This window comes from Sphingomonas sp., from assembly GCF_041661825.1.
Taxonomy (GTDB): Bacteria; Pseudomonadota; Alphaproteobacteria; order Sphingomonadales; family Sphingomonadaceae; genus Sphingomonas.
In genome coordinates, this window is sequence record NZ_JBAZTU010000001.1 from 1,190,154 (window position 1) to 1,208,244 (window position 18,091).

Genomic DNA, 18,091 nt, shown 5'->3' on the forward strand with positions numbered 1-18,091 from the left:
AGCCGGCGTTTCGTCACACGCCGGCCAGCCTCCATGGTGCAATGATTCGGATCGCGGTTGAATCGATCGACGACCGATTTTGAGCGGGCCGCGCCGTCACCCTTGCCCACCGTTGCCCTGGCCCGCACCCCAAATGCGTTCGACTACCGAATAGAACTTGGACGCTTGTCGTTGAACATTTCGTAGATGAGCGAGCGCAGCCATTGGTGCCCGTCGTCGCGATGGCATCGTTCATGCCAGAATTGCGAAATATCGACGGTTGGCATCTCAACCGGAAAGGCCACGGCGCGAACATCGTCCGAATTGGCAAGGGCGCTCGCGACGCGGCTCGGCACACAAGCGATCAGATCGCTCGACGCCACGATACGGCTGATGCCGAAGGTGTGCGCCAGCCGCAGCGCTACATTGCGGGCCGTTCCAGCTTTGGCCGAAATCGCTTCGAGTTCTGATTCAAAACGCGCGTGGCGGCCGGCGGTCGGCATATAGTCGATATGTTCCGCTGCGAAAAATTGATCGATGGATAGCGTGGCGCCGATCGCGGGATGGCCTGCGCGAACCAGCACCGCATAGCTTTCATCGAACAGCTTTTGTTGGACGAAATCCGTATGGAGCCCGGTGAAATTCCCGATAGCCAGGTCCATCTGGCCGAGTTTCATCATCTGCTGTGCCGTCTCAAGCGGCACGTAATGCGTGGACAGATGAATGTTGGGCGCGACCTTCCTGAGCCTGGCAGCGAGCGGGGGTATGAAAACGGATTGCCCTATGTCGCTGACGTACAAGCGGAAGGTACGCGTCGCGGTTGCGGGGTCGAAGGCCTGGCCGGCCCTTACCGCCAGGCGGATCGAGGCAAGGCCCTCATCGAGAAATTTCGCGATGTCGTCCGCCCTCGGCGTCGGCTGCATACCGGTCGCAGTCTTTACGAACAGCACATCATCAAACTGATCCCGCAGCCGTTTGAGCGCGTTGCTCACGGCGGGCTGGGTGAGATGCAATTGCTCGGCCGCGCGCGTCGTATTCCGGGTGCGATGGAGCACGTCGAAAACGAGTAGGAGGTTCAGGTCGATATTCCGCAGGTCGGTATTGGCCTTCATGGCCATCATTCATACCGTGAATGACGGTATGGGAAATCGAAATTTCCGCGAGCCAGGAGGCATCCGTACCTTGCGAGGCATCAACACACCGGCAGTCGATCAGGGCGCTGGCGAGAGTTGAGAACGCACCTGCGAAGGAGATTTCAGATGTCGAACAAATCGATCAAATCCATCGTTCTGGTCCATGGCGGCTTCGTCGATGGCTCGGGCTGGGAAGGGACGTACAAGGCCCTGACGAAGAAGGGCTACAAGGTCAGCATCGTCCAGAACCCCACCATTTCCCTCGAAGACGATGTCGCCGTGACGAAGCGGGTGATCGACGCCGCCGAAGGCGATGTGATCCTGGTCGGCCATTCCTATGGCGGCGTGGTCGTCACCGAAGCCGGCAATCATCCGAAGGTCGCCGGGCTGGTCTATGTCACCGCCTTTGCGCCCGACGCCGGCGAATCCGTCGGCAAGCTGATCGCCAACCCTGCGCCGGGCGCGCCCGTGCCGCCGATCCTGCCGCCGGTCGATGGCTTCCTGATGCTCGACCAGACCCAGTTTGCGGCCTCGTTCGCCGCCGACGTGGAGCCGGACCTGGCGGACTTCATGGCGAAGGCGCAAGTGCCGTGGGGGCTGGATGCGCTGAACGGCGAGGTGACCACGCCCGCCTGGAAGAGCAAGCCCTCCTGGTATCTGGTCGCGACCGACGATCACATGATCCCCGTTCCCGCCCAGCGCATGATGGCGAACCGCGCCGGTGCCAAGACGCTTGATCAGGCTGGCAGCCATGCGGTCTATGTCTCGCAGCCCGATGCCGTCGCGGACTTCATCGACAGCGCGGCGCGCGGCGTAATCGACTGAGCCCGATGATGGCGAAGGCCCTTCCTCCGGATGCGAAAGCATCCGGAGGATTGGTGCGTCGGCCCCTCAACGCTGCGGACCACCAGTCACCGGCGCACCCGAAGCGGGCGTCAAAAAGGCCGGCTCGCGGCCAGCCGATAGCGGGCTGCGGCAGATGGATTAAATTAGTATAGCGTCCCCGAATAAGCCGACTGAAATCCACCACCGGCAGCCGTCAGGGGCGGGGCGAAGCTGATGCGACGACGGACGACAGTCTCAGCAGGGGCCATGCCAGAAAACGCCGTCGCTGATCTCCGAATAGCATCCGTCCAGCATCGGCAGCTCGCGCCTGCTTCGCGATACGTGATAACCCCAACCACCGTCGAAATAGGCTTTTACCGAAATATCGACGCCCCACCGAAAGACGGTCACGGACTCGGGCCTGAGACTCGCGATAACCGGCGGCCACTGGCTCTTCGGAATGTCGACCCAATATCGGGGCGGTTCGACGGGATGACGTTTCCTCAACCCCTCGGCTTCGGCCCTGATCGCCCTTTGTTTCACCGGATCAGAGGTCGGCCAGCTACAGCCGCCAAGGGCGAGCATCGCTGAAAGGGCGAGCGCGGCAAAACAATGTCTCAACAGGTCCATCGCGGAAGTTAAGCACATGCGCCGCTCCCGCGCGATCCATGCTAGGTAATGGCATGGCCAAGATACCTGTTCTCGCAATATTGGGTTGTCTCTTCTGGTCGTTGCCGCTCGAGCTGGCGATGCTCCTGCTCTCCAGGTCCGGCATCAGCGAAGACCTCTATTATCTCATCGGCATTCCACTCGGCATGATCGTGCTGACGATCATCGTCGGGCGCTTTCCGCCTGGATCGCGCCTCTATACCCCGATGTGCGCAGCGGCGTCGTGCCTGGCTATCTTCGCCGCGATCTACTGGGTGGGGATCATCGGAGCGATTGCCTAGGCGCCGCCTCACCGAGCCCTTCCTCCCCTCCCCGGATCATAAGTGATCGACGCCGTCCCGTCCGCGCGAACGGGCAGGAACAGGCCCTGGCCAGTGACCTTGATCTCGCCGTGCGTCACGTCGGTCACATTGGCGGCGAGGGTGAAATCACCCTCGCGGCGGTACGCGATCGCCTTGCGGGCGGCCTGGATCACATGCGTGTAGTCCTTCACGAAATCATGGGCGAGCGCATCGCGGATCTCCGCCACGACCTGCGGATCGAGGAACAGGTTGATGAGCAGGTTGACGGCCTCGCGGTCGGTCTGGCCGGCAATGGCGAGGTCGCGGACATGCACGAGCTGCGAGCCCGGGGCGTTGTAGGGCACGCCGGTCAGCCACACCACGCCGTGGGTTTTCGTCAAGGCGCTGCCCTTCACCGCGACTTCGGCCGCGATGCCCACGGCGATGCGGCCGCCGCCGGTGGCGTAGACGGTGACCTTGTCGAAGCGCGCCTCGACCGGGCCGACCGCCTTCAGCGTGATGCCTCTGGCCGCGCGTTTCTTCAGCGCACGCAGGACGACGGGTTCGAGCTGAGCGTAATCGGCCAGCACCGGCACGAAGAAGCGCAGGCCGTCCTTGCCCAGTTTGCCGGCCGGCGGCGGTAGCGGGGTGGGCGCCGAATCGGACGGGCGGGCGCCGATGAAGGTCTCGGTCAGCGCCTCGGCCGCCAGCGACAGCTCGAGCCGGCCGTTCTGCACGCGGTACCCGCCGAACCCCAGGCGCTGCGGCGTGATGCGCATCCAGGCGGGCGGCTTGTCGCGGTTGAGCTCGATCGCGGTGAAGGCCTTGCGCCAGATCATTTCGAGCCGTTCGCGGGTGCGGATCCTGGCCAGTTCCTTCGGCAGATCGCGTTCGAGCCCAGCGACGACCCCCTGCAGCTTGCGGTCGGCCTTTTCGACGAGCTTGATGCGCTGGCCGAGAAAGTCGATGCCGGGCGGCTCGGTCCAGTCATAGGCGATCCTGACCTTCGCGGTCGGCTGCCAGTTGCGGTCGAGGCCCAAAGTGACGATCGCACGGACTTCCGCGGCGCCGGTCGCCGTCTCGCGCTTGATGATGCCGCCGATCCTTTCCGCGCTGATCGTCGCCGAGACGGGCACGGTCGCGATCAGCCGGTTGCCGCTGCCCGACAGGCGGATGCGGCCGCGCACGGCCTCGCCGACGATGCGGCAGGCGATGCGGGGCAGGACCTTGGCGCGGATGCCGAGCAGCTTCACATGCTTGGGCGGGACGCAGGTCGCGCCTGGGCGGTCGATGTGCCAGAGCGCGCGCGGCACACGGGCGTTCAGCCCCGCCTCGATCTCCGACAGCGGCACGCCGATCGGCACGACGATGGTCGATAGCTGAGTGGGCAATTCGGCTTTGGATTCATCCCGGGGCGGGGCGACATTGCCCGAATCCTGGCGCGTGCAGCCAGCGAGCGCGAGGGCGAGGCATATCCCTGTTCGAGCGGCGCGCATCATCTTCCCCCGGCCCATTCTGGCTGTGCGATGATAACCCCGCGGCGATCACAAAGGGTAAACTGCCGAGCCGCCGATCATATCCATGCGGTCACGTCGTTCTCGCCGCATTGTCCCTCCGGCACCGCGATCTTGCCCGCCAGGATGGGGGCGAGGCGATGAAAGGCCTTCTGGCTCTCGTCCCGGGGCGGCAAAAGGCCGTCCGCGGAACCCTGGACGACCCCGTGGCGGTCGAGCACGGACACGCGCCAGTGCGTGGTCGTCGACAGCGCCTCCATCACCCGGAGGTCGTCGATATCGATCGACGCCTCGTGCCCGGGATAGAGTCTCAGCCTGAGCACGGGCAGGCTGATCGTGCCGCCATCATGCTCGAACCGGATCTCCCCCTTGCGGTCGCGCTTCTTCAGCTTGAGGGACAGCGCGAGCGATGTCGCTCTCGGCAGGTCCGCTTCCCCCTTCCACGCCGTCCAGTGAATCGATTGGGTATCGCCACCGGGCGGCGAGGGCGAATAGTCGACACGGATGATACGCGGGTATTTGGTGTCGCCTGCCCCGTCGGCGGTCTGCGAGATGGCCATGCGGACGCCGCTGCCCATATCCTCCACGACGTCGCAGCCCCAGCCATAGGGCGCCACCTCCTGTTGCGGGGCGTCCTGAGCGGGGGCCAGGAGCAGGAAGAGCCAGGCGAAGGCAGGCATGTCGCAATCCTTGTCGGCGCAGACAGGGATTGGAGCGCAGGGGGCCCGGCCGAGTCAATGCGCCGATCGGTCCACAATGACCTCAACGGCCTGTCATGCGCGTGCCGCTCTCCCGAACAGCCAGGCAGACAGGAGCCAGAGTCCGGCGAAGAAGCCCGTCGCGGCGAATATGTCGCCCGGCCAGGCCGACGACATGACCCCGAGCCGTCCCATCAGCGCGACCATACCGACCAGCGCCTGGGCAAGCGCCGTCGCGACCAGCGCGCGGGCCATGCCGCGGGGCTGGAGACGGGCGAGGCAGGCGCCCGCGACCCCGGTGGCGATGACCCCGGCGAACAACAGGTTCGCATTGTCGGCCTCGCTGCCGATGATGCCGACCGCAGCGTTCACCCAGACGAGCAGGAAGACACCAGCAAGCGCGATCGCGGCGGCGGCCCGGTACGTGGCGTTGCCGCTTGCCCGCACCAGGAGCTCATAAGCGCCGCCGACGCTGAGCAGGAGCCCGCCGAAAAAGGCGAAGTCCGTCACGTCCCAGGCCACCTCCTGCGTGACCTGCATCGCGACCAGCGGCACCAGCAGGAGCGCCGCGGCGCCTGCCCAGGCGATGATCCTGATGTTGGGCCGCGACCTGCGACCATGTTCGATGCCTGCAGCCATCTTTCCAGCCTCCGGGGATTGTTCCCTCAGGCTAAGCCGTTCGGCACCCCGGACGACAGCGGCGGTTCAGTGGAATAATGGTGCAGGGCGTGTGCAGACCGACAAGCGGGTACGCGAAAAAGGGGCGGACGCCGCGACAGCGCCCGCCCCTTCTCCCGCCACTGCCCCGCAGCGGGAAGGTCAGTCGGTCAGAAGTTCACCTTCACCCCGGCGCGGAACTGGCGGCCGAGGATGCCGTTGCCCGCCTGCACCGGGTTGTAGTTGAACGCGCCGTACGTCACCGGATCGATCGACGGCATCGTGTCGAGCAGATTGATGACGTTGATATAGAAGGTGAAATTGTCGTTCACCCGCACGCTGCCGACTGCATCGACGGTGATGTAGCGGCCGACATTGCACGGCGTGAAGCCGTTCGACAGGCCGCAATCGCCGGACACGTTGCCCTGATCCTCCGCCGACAGATTATAGCCGCTGACATAATTGGCGGTGGCGCTGATGGTGAAGGGATCGACCTGCAGCGTGTTCTGCCAGCTGCCGCGCCATTCGGGCGTGCCCGACCCGGCGGTCAGCACGAAATTGCCGAGCGTGCCTTCATAGCTTTCGGTCGTGCCGTCGGCGAAGGTCGTGCTGAGGTTGATGATATAGCTCGCCTCGACCGACGAGCTGAACTTCACCTTGTCGCTGAACCGGTGCGAATACATCGCCGAGAAATCGATACCCTCCGACCGGATCGTGTCGGAATTGATCAGGCTGGTCGTCACGAAGGCGATGCGCGGGATGGCATTGGGGTGGAACGGGTCCGGCGCGTCGGCGATGACGGTGTAGCCGGCCGGGATCGGCTGCCCCAGAAGATAGGCAGTGATGGCAGGCTGATAGGGCGGTGTGGTGATCGCCCCGGTCTTCTTGATGTTGAAATAATCGACCGTGAAAGTCAGGTCGGGGATCGGCTGGAACACCGCGCCGAAGGTGAAGCTGCGCGATTTCTCCGGCTTCAGATCGGGCGTGGCCAGCGTCGTCTGGCCGACCGCCGCCCCGCTGAGATAGTTCGGGCAGGTGGTCGAGGTGGCCCGGGTGCAACCATATTGCTGCAGGAAGGAATCCGGCGCGCCCGCGATGCTGAAGGGCACGAAACCGGTGGTCGGCAACGCATTCGCCTCGGCAAAGCTCGGAATGCGGAAACCCTTCGAATAGGTGCCGCGGAGCGCGAGCTGTTTGAAGGGCGTGAACTTCACGCCGATCTTGGGCGAGAAGGCGCTCTGGCCGCTCGAATATTTGTCGTAGCGGCCGGACAGATTGGCCTCGAACATGTCGACGATCGGCGCATTCAACTCGGCAAAGGCCGAATAGACTTTGCGCGTGCCGGTCGTGCCGAAGGCGTTCAGGGTGAAGAAGCGCTGGGTCGGCCCGTTATAATCGTCGTTGCCGCTGGGGGCGTCGATCGCCTCGTAGCGGATCGACGCACCGACACCGAGCTGGAGCGGCCCGCCGGGAAGGTCCATCAGCGCCGTGCCGACCACCGCCTGGACCTGATACAGATCGGACGAGGAATCGGCGATGCCCTCCGGCGAGAGATAGTCGCGCACCGCCTGGCTGTTGAGCTGCGGGTTGACGAAATTATAGCTGCCGTCGGCGATCACATCGAGCAGATGCTGGATATAGACGAAGCCGTTGGTGGTGCGGCGCAGGTCGTTGTGCATCGCCGTCGCGTCGACATTATAGGTCCAGTTGTCGAACATCGTGCCGCTGATGCCGAAGGCGGCGCGATAGACCCGGCTGCGCGTGGCGCTCTGGGTGAGCGTGTCGCCGATCCGGCCGCTGAGCAGCACGGCCTGGCCCTGCGCCGCGAGCGGATTGTTCGGGTTGAGGCGGCGGTCGGCCGCGGTGGCGCAGTTGACCCGGGCAGCGCAGACATAGACCGGCAGGGTCAGCGGGCCCGATCCCGGCGCGTTCGCGGGGCTGTTGCTGACGGTCGAGAAGCGCCGGTAGAGGATGCCGGCATTCGCATTGGCGCGGATGGCGGGCGGCAGGCCAGTGAAGAAGGTCGAGCTCTGCTGGAAGTTGAACAGCGCATAGGCCTCGGCCGAATCCCCGACCTTCGCGGTGATGCGCGCCGACCCGCCGAAGCGTTCGACATTCGGGGAAACCACGCCGTAGCGGTTGGTCTGGTCTTCCTGGCACAGGACCGTCGGATTGGTCGCATTGGCGGCCAGGTCAGCCGCGGTCAGCCGGTACGTCGTGCCATAGGAGCAGCCCTGCGCGGGATTGAGCAGCTGGAACCGGCCGACCGGTGCGTTGTTCGCGTCGAGCGCGCGGATGTAGAAATCGCTGGTCGGCGCGAAATTGCCCGGCAGCCCGGCCGCGTTCAGCCCGTTGAGGACGAGGTTGGGGCCGCATGTCCCGTCGAAGCAGATGCCGCGCGCGTCGTCCGAGTTGAACGGCGCGGGCAGGTCGTGGTTGTAGACCATCGCGCTGTGCACATAGAAACCGCTGATATAGGCGTTATAGCCTTTCTCATCGAGATCGCCGGTGCCCGCGGTCAGGGTCAGGCGCTGGTTGGCGCCGACGCCGTCCTGGCTGATGCCGGCCTCGGCCCGGGCACTGATGCCGGTGAATTTGCGCTTGGTGATGATGTTGACCACGCCGGCGATCGCATCCGCGCCATAGCTCGACGACGCGCCGTCGCGCAGCACCTCGATCCGATCGACGATATCGTCGGGGATGGTGTTGAGATCGACGAAGTTGCGCGTGCCGTCATCCGCGAGCGGGAAATAGGCGGCGCGCAGGCCGTCGAACAGGACGAGCGTCGAGCTGGTCGAGAGGCCGCGCAGCGACACCGCCGACGCGCCGCCGGCGAACGCGCCGTTCGCGGTGAAGCTGTTGGTCAGCGCCGGGCCGTTGTTGGACGAGAGCTGCTGGATCGCATCCTGCACGGTCGAAATGCCGCGCTTGTCGAGATCGGCGCTGCTCAGGACCGTGACGGGTGACGGCGTCTCGGTATCGGTGCGGCGAAACAGCGAGCCAGTGACGACGATGTCGGTCTGCGCCGGCTCCTCGACGGCCTGAGCGGTTTCCGGCGCGACCCCGGGCGTCTGCGCCGCCTGTTCCTGCGCCAAGGCTGGGCTCGCTCCGCCGGCCAGCGCGATGGCGGTGGCGAGCAGGCGAGCGCGAAGAGTGAGTGTCATGAAAAAATGCCCCTTTTTCGTTATCCCGCGAGTAAGGGGCGCGCGGCGGGACCGATCCAATGGCGGGGCGGTTCAACGCCGGAAAGCTGTGGGCGAGTGTCCCGCGGGCCGTTTTCGGCCGTTCGGCCGCTGCAGCGGTCCATTGGACGGCCGACGCGGCACGATGCGGGGTCGAGCGTTCCGCCGGACGGGCCGAACGTCCCGCTACATGGCCCGAGCGACGGGCCGACGCAGCCGTCAGGCCGGACCGGGCGGGGACATCTTGTCCGGGCGGCATCCGCACCCGATATCCCCATTATGGCGGCTTCGAGCCGCGACTGGATCGAAAAGCGGGGACCTCGTCATGCCGCCCTTTCGTCTGAGCGCCGGCATCCTGCTCTATCGCAGGCGGCGTGGTTCATTGCAGGTGTTCCTGGTCCATCCCGGTGGGCCCTTCTGGGCCGCGCGCGACATGGGCGCGTGGCAGATCCCCAAGGGCGCGGTCGAGCTGGGCGAGGAACCGCCCGAGGCGGCGCGGCGCGAATTCCGCGAGGAGCTCGGCAGCGAGGCGGAAGGGCCCCTGGAGCCGCTCGGCCGGATCCGGCAATCGGGCGGCAAATGGGTCGAGGCCTATGCGCTGGCGGGCGACCTCGACCCGGCGGGCATCGTCAGCACCGAATGCGAGATGGAATGGCCGCCGCGCAGCGGGAAGACGATCACCATCCCCGAGGTCGACCGGGCGGACTGGTTCACCATCGACCGGGCGCGAAGCAAGATGCTGGCGAGCCAGCGGCCCCTGCTCGACCGGCTGCAGGCGCTGGCGGGGGCCTGACGATCAGTCGATCAGGCCGCGGTGGCGGATTTCGCGCCACAACAGGTCGGCATCCGGGCCGACGCCGCCGGTGAATTCATACGCCTCGACCAGCGCTTCGTCCGTGACGGCGAAGGCAGCGCGTTCGAGGAACTCCTGCGCTTCGAGGACGCGGCGGCGCAGGTCCTTCGCGAAATCCCCGCTGGCGTCGCGGCCGAACAGCGACCCCTTCTTGGTCTTGATGATGAGATCGCCGCCTTCGACCATGCCCGCGATGCCGAGATCGTCGCGCATCCGCTGACGGATCTGGGCCATGGAAAGAGCGAGCATGCGAAGCGCATAATTATCGGACATCCGCGGGGCCTTAGACGTGTCGCGGCCGGTGGATCAAGGCGGATCGGCGCGCTGTTGGCACCGTCCGGCGGCTGCTCTATCGTTTGGGCGATGCAGCCTTCCAATCCCGACGACCTGAGGTGAGCGAAGGCGAGGCGACGGGACCGGTCAATTTTCGCGCGACGGCGATCCGCGTGGCGTCGTTCATCTTCTGGGTGCCGGTCGGGCATAACGATGGCACGTGCAACAACCCCTCAATCCTCGACTACTCTATCCTCATCCTTCAGATCGAGCTGTGCTTTACTGACGCGAGAGTCATATCCGCGAGCGCTGCGGCAAGGGGCTTGTTGAACGTGTCGCCGTTGTGAAATCTTCATCGCGACTGCCGATGACCGGACAGCAACGCCTCCAGCTCGATGAGGCGCATATGGGTTTCCCGGATCAGGCAGCCCAGCCAGAAGAATTGGGAATCCTGGCCAAGGGCATCGGAGCCACCGCCTTCACTTGTGCAGGTGCGATCGAGCCGCTTGAGCCACGCCCGCTCGTCGATCTGCAGTTTTCGGAATCGCGCTGGAGGAAGGGTGCGACGAAGTTGCTGATAGGTTCGATTGAGGGCGCCATCGACCCGGTCGAGCTCGGCCCGCTGACAATCGAAGATCTCAGGCATGACAGCCTGCGCGGCATTGGAACATCGCTCATATTCGCTCTCCCCCGCCGCGTCGCGCGTACCGGCCTGACTCAGGCCTGAGGCCACACCGGGGACCGGCAATGCGAGGCAAAGGGACACGAGAATCGCAGCCTCGCGCGCAATCGGAAATCTCGATGTGAAGTTCAAGATCATCGGGTGGCGGCCTTTCTTTCATCGATCAGCATTTGTTGGGCATCAGCTCTTTCTGATGGATATCGTTTCTTTATCACGTCAGTAAGTTGTTTAGCTTGTCCGAGCAGCTCCCTGCGCTTCTCTACGATCTTCGGGACGGGTATGTTGGGAAGCTTGGCTGCCTCCGCGTTCGCTACGTCACGCTGCTTGATGACATAGGCGGTGCGCCGATCATAGATATTGTCGATCAACGCCTGATCGTAACCCGGCTCGGTTCTCGCCATCGCACGATCCGTATCGCCGACTGCTTGCGACAGGATAAGCGCTGCACGTTTGTGTTGGACGGCGACCGACCATACCGAGTTTCGAACAGCGTCACTTCTAGAGTCGAGGTCCAGTTTCGTCTCCTTGCGGAGGGCCGCGACGGCGGGTTTGTAATGGGTCCGTTCGATGAAGGCATGCTGCGCTTTGTGGAAGGCCTCGCGATCGCGGGCCGCGACTGCGCGCCACTGTTTGTCGAATTCGGCCTTGCCGGGGGTCAGGTTCGCGAACTCGGCAGCCCAAGGGGAGAATTCGTCGCTTTTGAGAAAGATACGCAACGTACCGGTCAAGCTTGCGAGCTGGTAGCTGCCATAGGACTTGCCGCCCTTGTCGTTCGTGCCGGGCGAGATGGTGCCGGGTCCACGGCCGCCTGTTTCATACTGGGTTGAAAGTGCGCCCAGTTCGCTTCCGCCTCTCTGCCTGGCCGGGTGATCCGACAGCGATTCCAGCCATGTTTCCATATCGGAATGCCGCGCGAACTCCGTGTCCGTCAGGGACCGCATATCGGCGACGCGTTGCGGATCGGCGGCGGCGATAATGTCGGGTTCGGTCCGTTCGGGTAGCGCTCTCGATACGCTGCCGGGTAATACAACCTGTAATGGGTCGAGCGTGCTGGCGGCGCGCACCACGCCGTTGGCGCCCTCCTGCTGCCTGCCGAAATCGCTGCCGTCGTTTGGCAAGTCTGCCTGCGTCTCATCGTTGGTCGTCATGGTGGCCTGAGGCGCCTGTTCACCTCCCGCCGGACTCCCAAGCATCTTGTACCCACCCGACTTCCACCACCGGATCGCCTCGTCGGCGGTGTAGGTGAACGGCACCAACCCCTCGGCGATGAGCGCATGGCCGAGATATGTGTCGACCTCCTCATAGGTCGCGGCGCGCTCGCCCTTCGTCACCTCGTCGAGATCGTCCATTGTCCGCGAGAGGAGTGCCATCGCCATATAGCCGCCCTTGGGATGCCGCATGCTCAGATGGTCGGGCACCTTCCAGGTCGAAGGTGGCCCATCCCAGGGCGAGGGGGGCGGTGGTGGTGGCCGCTCCGGGCGCGGGCGGGCGAGGTGCTGGTTCTCCTCCAGGAAACGCAGGATCCATTGTTCGTCCGTCTCTTTCTCTGGCACCGGCTGTGCGTCGGGCGGTCGGTTCGGATTGATTTCCGATGATGGATCGGCAGCCTCTGGCGCCAATCCGCCTGTTTCGGGTGGCCGTACGGTAAGGTCTTCATTCTCGGTTCGCGGGATATCGACGGTCATGGCGCCCTCCTGTCCGCACCGTCGCTAACCATGATCACGCCTCGTTTGAATCAAATCACGCTTGCAATGTAGGAAATTTCCTATGAGAACATAAACGGAACAAATGAACCGGAGCGAGTCGTGAGCCAGCAGGAAGCTTTGCGGGAATCCCTTGTCGTGGGCGCTGATACCGAAGGCGGGCGCTGTGCGCCGTGCGGGATATCGGGGTGGCATCCGGAGGCGCGGACCTGCCAGATGGCGGGATGCCCGCTCGCGGCACCAACCGCCGCCCTCCCCGCCACGCGGGACGATGAGCGCGCGTGATCGATTCCGCGATCCTGGATGCGATGCTCGCGGCGGGCGCCTCGGCCGAGGTGATCGTAGCGGCGGTCAAGGCCGATGCCGCGCGCGAGGATGCGCGGCGCGAGGCACAGCGGGCCGGCAATGCCCGGCGGCAGCGGCGCTATCGCGACCGGCTGTTCGGGGATGAGACGGGGGATTTGTTCGACGGGGTGGAGGCTGGCGGTCCGGCTTGCGAGGGTGACGGCCTTGGTGAGGAGAGCGAAGCGGGCCCCGGCTCCCTCCGTCATGCCGGACTTGTTCCGGCATCCACCGTTCCGCACACCCTTCAGCCATTGAGTTCGCGGCACGGTGGACCCCGGAACGAGTCCGGGGTGACGGGGGGAGAGGGTGACGCCCTTGCAACCTCCTCCCGTCACTGGATGACGGATGGGGACGTAAGTAACGCCCGTAACGCGTCACATGACGCCGCACCGGCCGTGACCGGCGCCATCCCCCCTTCCCTTGATAAAAGCCCCCAGACCCCAAAAATTAATCCCATCCCCCATGCCCCCGGGAGGGATTCCCCCCGCGAGGCCAGCACCCGCCGCTTCCCGTGCCCGGCCGGCTGCGATCCGGCGGACTGGCGCGACCTGCTCGCCAACCGGCGGACCAAGCGGTTGCCAATGACCGAGGCGGCGTACCGCAAGCTGATCCGCGATCTCGCCGCGCAGGCCGATGACGCATGGCCGCCAGGCCGGCTGCTCGCCCATGCCGCCGAGAAGGGCTGGGCGCAGATCTTCGATCCCCGCGACGACACAGGAACCCGCCATGGCAACCGCCGCTCACGATCCGCAACCTCCCGCGCTGCCGGCACTGCCGGCGAGCCGCAAAACCCTCTCGTCCGCGCCGTGCTGCGATCCGAGGCTCGCGATGCTGGTGAGGGAAGCGCCGGCTTTTAGCCATGTCTGCTCGCCCGCCGAACGCAGCGCGCTGGTCGCGCTGGCGGCAGCGACCGAGGCAGCGCTCGCCCCGGCCGCACCGCGCGAAATCCGCCGGATGATCGGCAAGCTCGCGCTCGGCTTTCCCGCGGGCAAGGCAAGCGATCTGGAGGCCGAAGCACGGCTCGAACTCTATGCCGAGGGGCTGGGCGACATGCCCACCGACATCCTGGGCGCTGCCTGTGCGCGAGTGCTCAGGGAATGCCGCTTCTTCCCCTCGGTCGCCGAGATCCGCGAGCGCTGCGTCGGGGTGGCGGTGCGGCGCTGGGAGCTGTCGCGCATCCGCACCCTGATCGCGACGCACGATCGCGACTGGCGGCCGGAAGGGGAACCGATGACCGCGGCACAGCGCGTGCGCCTGGCGCAACTCACCGCCCCGTTTTCCGCCTGAAGGAGCCCCTTATGAACGACATGTCCCTTTCGCCCTGGGAGCGCGAAGTGCTCGCCTGCGTGACCGAGGCAGCCGAGGCCGGGCGGGCCGCGCCGACCGGCGACGAGCTGCAGGAACGTTGCGGCTGCGATTCCATCAGCACCACGGTCCATCTCGTCCAGCGGCTCGAACGCAAGGGGCTGATCCAGGTCGAGCGCTATCAGCGCACGCGGCGCATCACCGTGCTGGCGACGGGCAAGGCGACCGCGCCGGTGACCAACAGGACGCCGCACTGGCGCACCAGGAAACGGCCCGGCCGGATGCCCTCCGCCTCGCTGCACATGGTGAAGGCGCGCGACCCCGACATGGCGATGCAGATCATCAAGGCAGCGCGGCGCGAAGGCATGGGGCTGGATGACTTCATCACCGAGCTGGTCTGGGCCGGCTGGCAATCGCGCGAGGAAGCCTTTGCCGCGCGGGTGGCGGCGCTGGGCTGAGCCCGGTCGATTCAACATTGCCCGCGCGCGCCTCATGGCCGGCACGACATCAGGGAGAAACCCAATGGTTGACGCAATCGATCCCTTTGCGACCCCGAGCTCCAACAGGCCGCCGACGGCCGATATGCCGCTGCCCGACACCGATGCGGTGCCGGTGGAGGCGAACCCGAACAGCCCGCCCGACGCCGAGCCGGCGCCGGAGAAGGAGACGGACGAGCAGTGGATCCTGCGCTTCCTGGAGGAGAACCAGCACCTCGCCCGCCCGCGCCCGGAGCGGCCGCCGCCCCCGCCACCCTCACCCTGGGACGGCCCGCCCTCGACCTGGAAGGTGCCCGACCATCTGAGCCTGCGGCACCCCAGGGGCGGCTATATGGCGATGGCGCTGCTGTCGCGGACGATGGACGACCTGGACGAGGTGACAAAGGGCGAGCGCGCCGCGACTTATGAAGAAGTCGACAAATATCTCGGCCATGCCTTGATCGCCGAGGGTCTGGTGCCGTTCACCTACACCGCCGACGAGGCAATCCGGTGGTGGAAGTCGGGCGGGTACAGAGTGCTGGGCGGCGCACTTACGACGCAAAACGGGAGCGGCCCGCAACGTAATCCAATTGCAGGAATGCCTCTGTCGGACGTCCCTGACTCTGGCACGAATCCCGAGGAATCTCACGAGAGTCGGATTTACTCCTCGGAGCAGGGGCAAACCTCATCCCTCCCACTGCCTGAGGAGGATGATATGCGTTCCGACCGCGTCGATGGCGCGAGCTACGATCTTAATCTCGCCGGTATTGATGACTCGACGGACACCCGCGATCCCGGGAATCCAATCCTGCGCACCGATATGTCGCCATCGCAATCCCCAGTTCTCTCCGATCGAGGCCATCTGGGCTTTGTAGCTTCCACACCCCTGCCCTCGCTTCCGGGGCTTGCCAGTTCCAGGCAGCAATCAGCGGCCGCCAAGGCGGAGAAGCCGAACAAAACGGGAAAACCGAAAAAAAGACCGCCCGCACCGCCAGGTACTAATCTGTCAACCTACGATGCGGGCTTTGGCGGGCTGGGCCGGGGGATCAACGGGGACTATCGCACAACGGAGAAAGAGCGGGCCTGGCTACCGGAGTCAGAACCTCTCGCCGGTCCGGATGTCGTTTATCCCGACGGATCACCAGGCGACGAGCAAACTTCCTCAAAGAGACGCCGCGAAATAAGGGAATTAGTCGGCTATTTGTATACGCTTCCGGAAGTTAAGGCGCTGCTCGACGTATTTGCCCGTACGGAAGAGACGGAGGGCGATGGTTATGAACGGACCCACTATCCAAACAAGGACAAGCTGCCAGATCTCACGACATTCCATGGGTCTGTGCCGATTGGCAGATATCAAATTACAAGGAAGAATTGGAAAAATCTTGGCGGAAATCTTTGGTCTCGCACGGATTTTTCTCCGACAACCCAGGATCTCATCGCGATAACGCAGCTCGTCCAAACGAAGGCAATCGACGAACTGCTCAACGGAAATCTAAGCGGAGCCTTCAATATAGCTGCCAGGATTTTTGCCTCGATCCCGATGAGTTCTGAAAGAGACTATAGCTATTATTCGGGAGGTGAGGGGAAGCCCCATGCGGGGCCGATCACGGATCCTCCTCGTCAACCTACTCCGGTGCGCTTCAATGATCTTCCCGCATTATTCGTCCAGCACTTCAACGCTCGCAAAAAGGAGTTCCGCGACGCTGAACAGGCGTGGAAGACGCAGAAAGTAATCCCACAGGCATTCATATCGCCGTTGAGATGGCGCTCCTTCGGTCTGAAGGGTTTCTAGACGCTTGCATTGAAGAGATATCACTTGACCAAGTGAGAACAAACAGAGATCACAATCTCATATTGTGCAGTTTGGCTGTCTGGTGACTGGAGGGGTCAGGGCAGCCTCACGCCCGGTGTATTCTGGATGAGCGAGACGAATTATGCGTTCCACGGCCCGGCCTGCAGTTTTTGTGGCTCTTTGCGCTGCCCTGTTGTCCGTCGCCTTGATACTCATCCCGACGGAAAAAAGCGATGCAGTGACATCCGGGGTCGACAAGCCTGCTACCGTACTGCGTGCCGCTTTGGAAAGCATGGACCCGTGCTTCAACGGAACGAACCAGAGACCGGATTGCCTGATTTTCATGATCGAGCCGGATGACTCCCCGTCGCCCATCGATCGATTGGAAATGAACCCCATCCTGTTCAACATCGCCGAGGATGGGGAGACGAGTATCAGGGCAGAGGTTCCTCCTGCCTTCTTTCAGGCCATGAACTATCTGTTCCCGCATTGGCCCCAGTCCCGCCAATGGCTGGCGCAGGCGCTGGAAAATACCCGTGTCAGTGGATGCCCCCGGATGGCACACCTCAAGGACGTATGGGTCATCGTCCGCCCTGGCGTTACCACCCAGATGGATACCTATGCGGATGTGATGATCACGCGGGACGAGACGGAAGTGGAGGAATGGCGGAAGCTGGACGACCTCGCTTGCAACGACAAGCCGCCAATCGTCGAAGAGATAAAATGACATCTTGCACCCGTAATCCGATCCGCCGACCTGAGGATCAAAAGCCTTGACGCACAAGGAACAAAAGAGGATCAAATAGCTGACAGTTGCGGCACCGCGGAAGGGGGGTGCAACATGGGGCAAGGGAACCCCGATGTCGTCTTCATTGCCTTGATATAGCCGGCCTCTCTGCCTTTCTAACCCGTGCCGGAATCGGCATCGTCGCGACTTTGTTAGACAAAATGCTCTCCAACCATGAGGATTTGACGGAATGAAGGTCGCGCGGCTGTGCCTTGCAATGATATTCGCCGCTCTGCTTTGCGGAGCCGCCGAACCGGACGTCAGAACGATCATTGTCCTCGCCAAGCCCGTTAAGGCCCTGAAACTTTTGGGAACCGACGAAGCCGATGGCGTATTTCTGGTCAAGATGAAGACGATCTTGGTCGCACGGGGCACATTCCCGAAAAAGACATTCAATGTGCAAATCACTGCTCACATGCGACAATATATTTTTGATGAGAAGGAATATGCAGTCGTCTTCAATCGCGTCGACGGAAAATACGAGTCACACGGCACCGCCATTGTGCAAAGACACGTCTGCTTTCCGACGGAATTTCTAAAAGTGACCGATATCCCCCCGGAAACCCTGTCGCGCATTGTCGACCCTGGCAATCATTATCCGGACGCCAAGTGCTACGAACTTCCTTGAAATCACGCGGCCCTTGACCGCATCACGGCACCAGCACTTGGTATTTCGGGGACACGGTATTGGAGTGCCCCCCTGTGTTGAGACACATCTAATTGAGTGACAGAGCGATATTGCCATAGTTTGTGTGGTTGGCGGAGTGGCGGAGTTCGGTTTCGAACTCCGCCGGCGGCTTGTACCCGAGCGCCGAGTGAAGACGCTGGGTGTTGTAGACGGTGTCGATGAACCGACCGATATCGCGGCGGGCCTCGGCGAGGGTGGCGTAGGCTTTGCCGTTCATCTCTTCGGCCTTGAGGGTTTTCATGAAGCTCT

At 63.8% G+C, this 18,091-nt stretch carries 20 protein-coding genes; 10 read left to right on the top strand and 10 right to left on the bottom strand.

Annotated features, from left to right (window positions below; translation table 11 throughout):
* Window positions 1-143: 143 nt before the first annotated feature.
* Window positions 144-1,091, bottom strand: a complete 948-nt coding sequence (locus WC729_RS05465; protein WP_372850326.1) for a LysR family transcriptional regulator — start codon at window positions 1,089-1,091, stop codon at window positions 144-146.
* 147 nt (window positions 1,092-1,238) lie between these two features.
* Here WC729_RS05465 and WC729_RS05470 point away from each other — a divergent pair, with 147 nt between their 5' ends.
* Window positions 1,239-1,937 carry an alpha/beta fold hydrolase gene (locus WC729_RS05470; protein ID WP_372850328.1) on the top strand — a complete coding sequence of 233 codons (699 nt, stop codon included), beginning with the start codon at window positions 1,239-1,241 and terminating at the stop codon, window positions 1,935-1,937.
* Window positions 1,938-2,192: 255 nt separating this feature from the next.
* Here the strand turns inward: WC729_RS05470 and WC729_RS05475 are convergent, their stop codons facing one another.
* Window positions 2,193-2,567 carry a hypothetical protein gene (locus WC729_RS05475; protein WP_372850330.1) on the bottom strand — a complete coding sequence of 125 codons (375 nt, stop codon included), beginning with the start codon at window positions 2,565-2,567 and terminating at the stop codon, window positions 2,193-2,195.
* Window positions 2,568-2,620: 53 nt separating this feature from the next.
* Between WC729_RS05475 and WC729_RS05480 the strand changes: the two genes are divergently transcribed.
* The gene (locus tag WC729_RS05480; protein ID WP_372850332.1) at window positions 2,621-2,887 is read left to right on the top strand and encodes a hypothetical protein; all 267 of its coding nucleotides are present in this window, start codon (window positions 2,621-2,623) and stop codon (window positions 2,885-2,887) included.
* An 8-nt stretch (window positions 2,888-2,895) separates the two neighbouring features.
* On the opposite strand, the gene WC729_RS05485 is transcribed toward WC729_RS05480, so the two are convergent.
* From WC729_RS05485 to WC729_RS05500, 4 genes are all read right to left on the bottom strand, one after another.
* On the bottom strand, window positions 2,896-4,383 hold the full coding sequence (locus tag WC729_RS05485; RefSeq protein WP_372850334.1) for a DUF4403 family protein: 1,488 nt from the start codon (window positions 4,381-4,383) through the stop codon (window positions 2,896-2,898).
* 77 nt (window positions 4,384-4,460) lie between these two features.
* The gene (locus WC729_RS05490) at window positions 4,461-5,081 is read right to left on the bottom strand and encodes a hypothetical protein (RefSeq protein ID WP_372850336.1); all 621 of its coding nucleotides are present in this window, start codon (window positions 5,079-5,081) and stop codon (window positions 4,461-4,463) included.
* 93 nt (window positions 5,082-5,174) lie between these two features.
* Entirely contained in the window at window positions 5,175-5,738 is a 564-nt protein-coding gene (locus WC729_RS05495) for a hypothetical protein (RefSeq protein ID WP_372850338.1), read from the bottom strand.
* A gap of 188 nt (window positions 5,739-5,926) precedes the next feature.
* Window positions 5,927-8,920 carry a TonB-dependent receptor domain-containing protein gene (locus WC729_RS05500; RefSeq protein ID WP_372850340.1) on the bottom strand — a complete coding sequence of 998 codons (2,994 nt, stop codon included), beginning with the start codon at window positions 8,918-8,920 and terminating at the stop codon, window positions 5,927-5,929.
* A gap of 343 nt (window positions 8,921-9,263) precedes the next feature.
* Here WC729_RS05500 and WC729_RS05505 point away from each other — a divergent pair, with 343 nt between their 5' ends.
* Entirely contained in the window at window positions 9,264-9,731 is a 468-nt protein-coding gene (locus WC729_RS05505; RefSeq protein ID WP_372850342.1) for an NUDIX domain-containing protein, read from the top strand.
* A gap of 3 nt (window positions 9,732-9,734) precedes the next feature.
* On the opposite strand, the gene WC729_RS05510 is transcribed toward WC729_RS05505, so the two are convergent.
* A complete protein-coding gene (locus WC729_RS05510) occupies window positions 9,735-10,064 on the bottom strand; it encodes a hypothetical protein (RefSeq protein WP_372850344.1) in 330 nt (109 codons plus the stop codon).
* A 119-nt stretch (window positions 10,065-10,183) separates the two neighbouring features.
* On the opposite strand from WC729_RS05510, the gene WC729_RS05515 reads away from it, so the two are divergent.
* A complete protein-coding gene (locus tag WC729_RS05515) occupies window positions 10,184-10,411 on the top strand; it encodes a hypothetical protein (RefSeq protein WP_372850346.1) in 228 nt (75 codons plus the stop codon).
* A gap of 5 nt (window positions 10,412-10,416) precedes the next feature.
* Here the strand turns inward: WC729_RS05515 and WC729_RS05520 are convergent, their stop codons facing one another.
* Both WC729_RS05520 and WC729_RS05525 read right to left on the bottom strand, forming a co-directional pair.
* Window positions 10,417-10,884 (bottom strand): lysozyme inhibitor LprI family protein, encoded by a 468-nt coding sequence (locus WC729_RS05520; protein ID WP_372850348.1) that lies wholly within the window; start codon window positions 10,882-10,884, stop codon window positions 10,417-10,419.
* Window positions 10,881-12,431, bottom strand: coding sequence for a hypothetical protein (locus tag WC729_RS05525; protein ID WP_372850350.1), 1,551 nt, complete (start codon window positions 12,429-12,431; stop codon window positions 10,881-10,883). Before WC729_RS05525 ends, WC729_RS05520 begins: the two co-directional genes overlap by 4 nt.
* A 299-nt stretch (window positions 12,432-12,730) precedes the next feature.
* On the opposite strand from WC729_RS05525, the gene WC729_RS05530 reads away from it, so the two are divergent.
* From WC729_RS05530 to WC729_RS05555, 6 genes are all read left to right on the top strand, one after another.
* Complete coding sequence (locus WC729_RS05530) at window positions 12,731-13,651, top strand: hypothetical protein (protein WP_372850352.1); 921 nt, start codon at window positions 12,731-12,733, stop codon at window positions 13,649-13,651.
* Complete coding sequence (locus WC729_RS05535) at window positions 13,629-14,081, top strand: hypothetical protein (RefSeq protein ID WP_372850354.1); 453 nt, start codon at window positions 13,629-13,631, stop codon at window positions 14,079-14,081. Before WC729_RS05530 ends, WC729_RS05535 begins: the two co-directional genes overlap by 23 nt.
* An 11-nt stretch (window positions 14,082-14,092) precedes the next feature.
* Complete coding sequence (locus WC729_RS05540) at window positions 14,093-14,557, top strand: hypothetical protein (protein ID WP_372850356.1); 465 nt, start codon at window positions 14,093-14,095, stop codon at window positions 14,555-14,557.
* 64 nt (window positions 14,558-14,621) lie between these two features.
* Window positions 14,622-16,367: a hypothetical protein gene (locus WC729_RS05545; protein ID WP_372850358.1), complete on the top strand. Its 1,746-nt coding sequence runs from the start codon at window positions 14,622-14,624 to the stop codon at window positions 16,365-16,367.
* A 142-nt stretch (window positions 16,368-16,509) separates the two neighbouring features.
* A complete protein-coding gene (locus tag WC729_RS05550) occupies window positions 16,510-17,094 on the top strand; it encodes a hypothetical protein (RefSeq protein ID WP_372850360.1) in 585 nt (194 codons plus the stop codon).
* A 250-nt stretch (window positions 17,095-17,344) separates the two neighbouring features.
* Window positions 17,345-17,782, top strand: a complete 438-nt coding sequence (locus tag WC729_RS05555) for a hypothetical protein (protein ID WP_372850362.1) — start codon at window positions 17,345-17,347, stop codon at window positions 17,780-17,782.
* Between the two features lie 88 nt (window positions 17,783-17,870).
* Here the strand turns inward: WC729_RS05555 and WC729_RS05560 are convergent, their stop codons facing one another.
* Window positions 17,871-18,083 (bottom strand): integrase core domain-containing protein, encoded by a 213-nt coding sequence (locus tag WC729_RS05560; RefSeq protein WP_372850364.1) that lies wholly within the window; start codon window positions 18,081-18,083, stop codon window positions 17,871-17,873.
* Between the last annotated feature and the right edge of the window lie 8 nt (window positions 18,084-18,091).

Coding starts and splice junctions, on each gene's coding strand:
- WC729_RS05465 (WP_372850326.1), bottom strand. CDS start 1,091: ATGAAGGCCAATACCGACCTGCGGAATATCGACCTGAACCTCCTACTC.
- WC729_RS05470 (WP_372850328.1), top strand. CDS start 1,239: ATGTCGAACAAATCGATCAAATCCATCGTTCTGGTCCATGGCGGCTTC.
- WC729_RS05475 (WP_372850330.1), bottom strand. CDS start 2,567: ATGGACCTGTTGAGACATTGTTTTGCCGCGCTCGCCCTTTCAGCGATG.
- WC729_RS05480 (WP_372850332.1), top strand. CDS start 2,621: ATGGCCAAGATACCTGTTCTCGCAATATTGGGTTGTCTCTTCTGGTCG.
- WC729_RS05485 (WP_372850334.1), bottom strand. CDS start 4,383: ATGCGCGCCGCTCGAACAGGGATATGCCTCGCCCTCGCGCTCGCTGGC.
- WC729_RS05490 (WP_372850336.1), bottom strand. CDS start 5,081: ATGCCTGCCTTCGCCTGGCTCTTCCTGCTCCTGGCCCCCGCTCAGGAC.
- WC729_RS05495 (WP_372850338.1), bottom strand. CDS start 5,738: ATGGCTGCAGGCATCGAACATGGTCGCAGGTCGCGGCCCAACATCAGG.
- WC729_RS05500 (WP_372850340.1), bottom strand. CDS start 8,920: ATGACACTCACTCTTCGCGCTCGCCTGCTCGCCACCGCCATCGCGCTG.
- WC729_RS05505 (WP_372850342.1), top strand. CDS start 9,264: ATGCCGCCCTTTCGTCTGAGCGCCGGCATCCTGCTCTATCGCAGGCGG.
- WC729_RS05510 (WP_372850344.1), bottom strand. CDS start 10,064: ATGTCCGATAATTATGCGCTTCGCATGCTCGCTCTTTCCATGGCCCAG.
- WC729_RS05520 (WP_372850348.1), bottom strand. CDS start 10,884: ATGATCTTGAACTTCACATCGAGATTTCCGATTGCGCGCGAGGCTGCG.
- WC729_RS05525 (WP_372850350.1), bottom strand. CDS start 12,431: ATGACCGTCGATATCCCGCGAACCGAGAATGAAGACCTTACCGTACGG.
- WC729_RS05540 (WP_372850356.1), top strand. CDS start 14,093: ATGAACGACATGTCCCTTTCGCCCTGGGAGCGCGAAGTGCTCGCCTGC.
- WC729_RS05545 (WP_372850358.1), top strand. CDS start 14,622: ATGGTTGACGCAATCGATCCCTTTGCGACCCCGAGCTCCAACAGGCCG.
- WC729_RS05550 (WP_372850360.1), top strand. CDS start 16,510: ATGCGTTCCACGGCCCGGCCTGCAGTTTTTGTGGCTCTTTGCGCTGCC.
- WC729_RS05555 (WP_372850362.1), top strand. CDS start 17,345: ATGAAGGTCGCGCGGCTGTGCCTTGCAATGATATTCGCCGCTCTGCTT.
- WC729_RS05560 (WP_372850364.1), bottom strand. CDS start 18,083: ATGAAAACCCTCAAGGCCGAAGAGATGAACGGCAAAGCCTACGCCACC.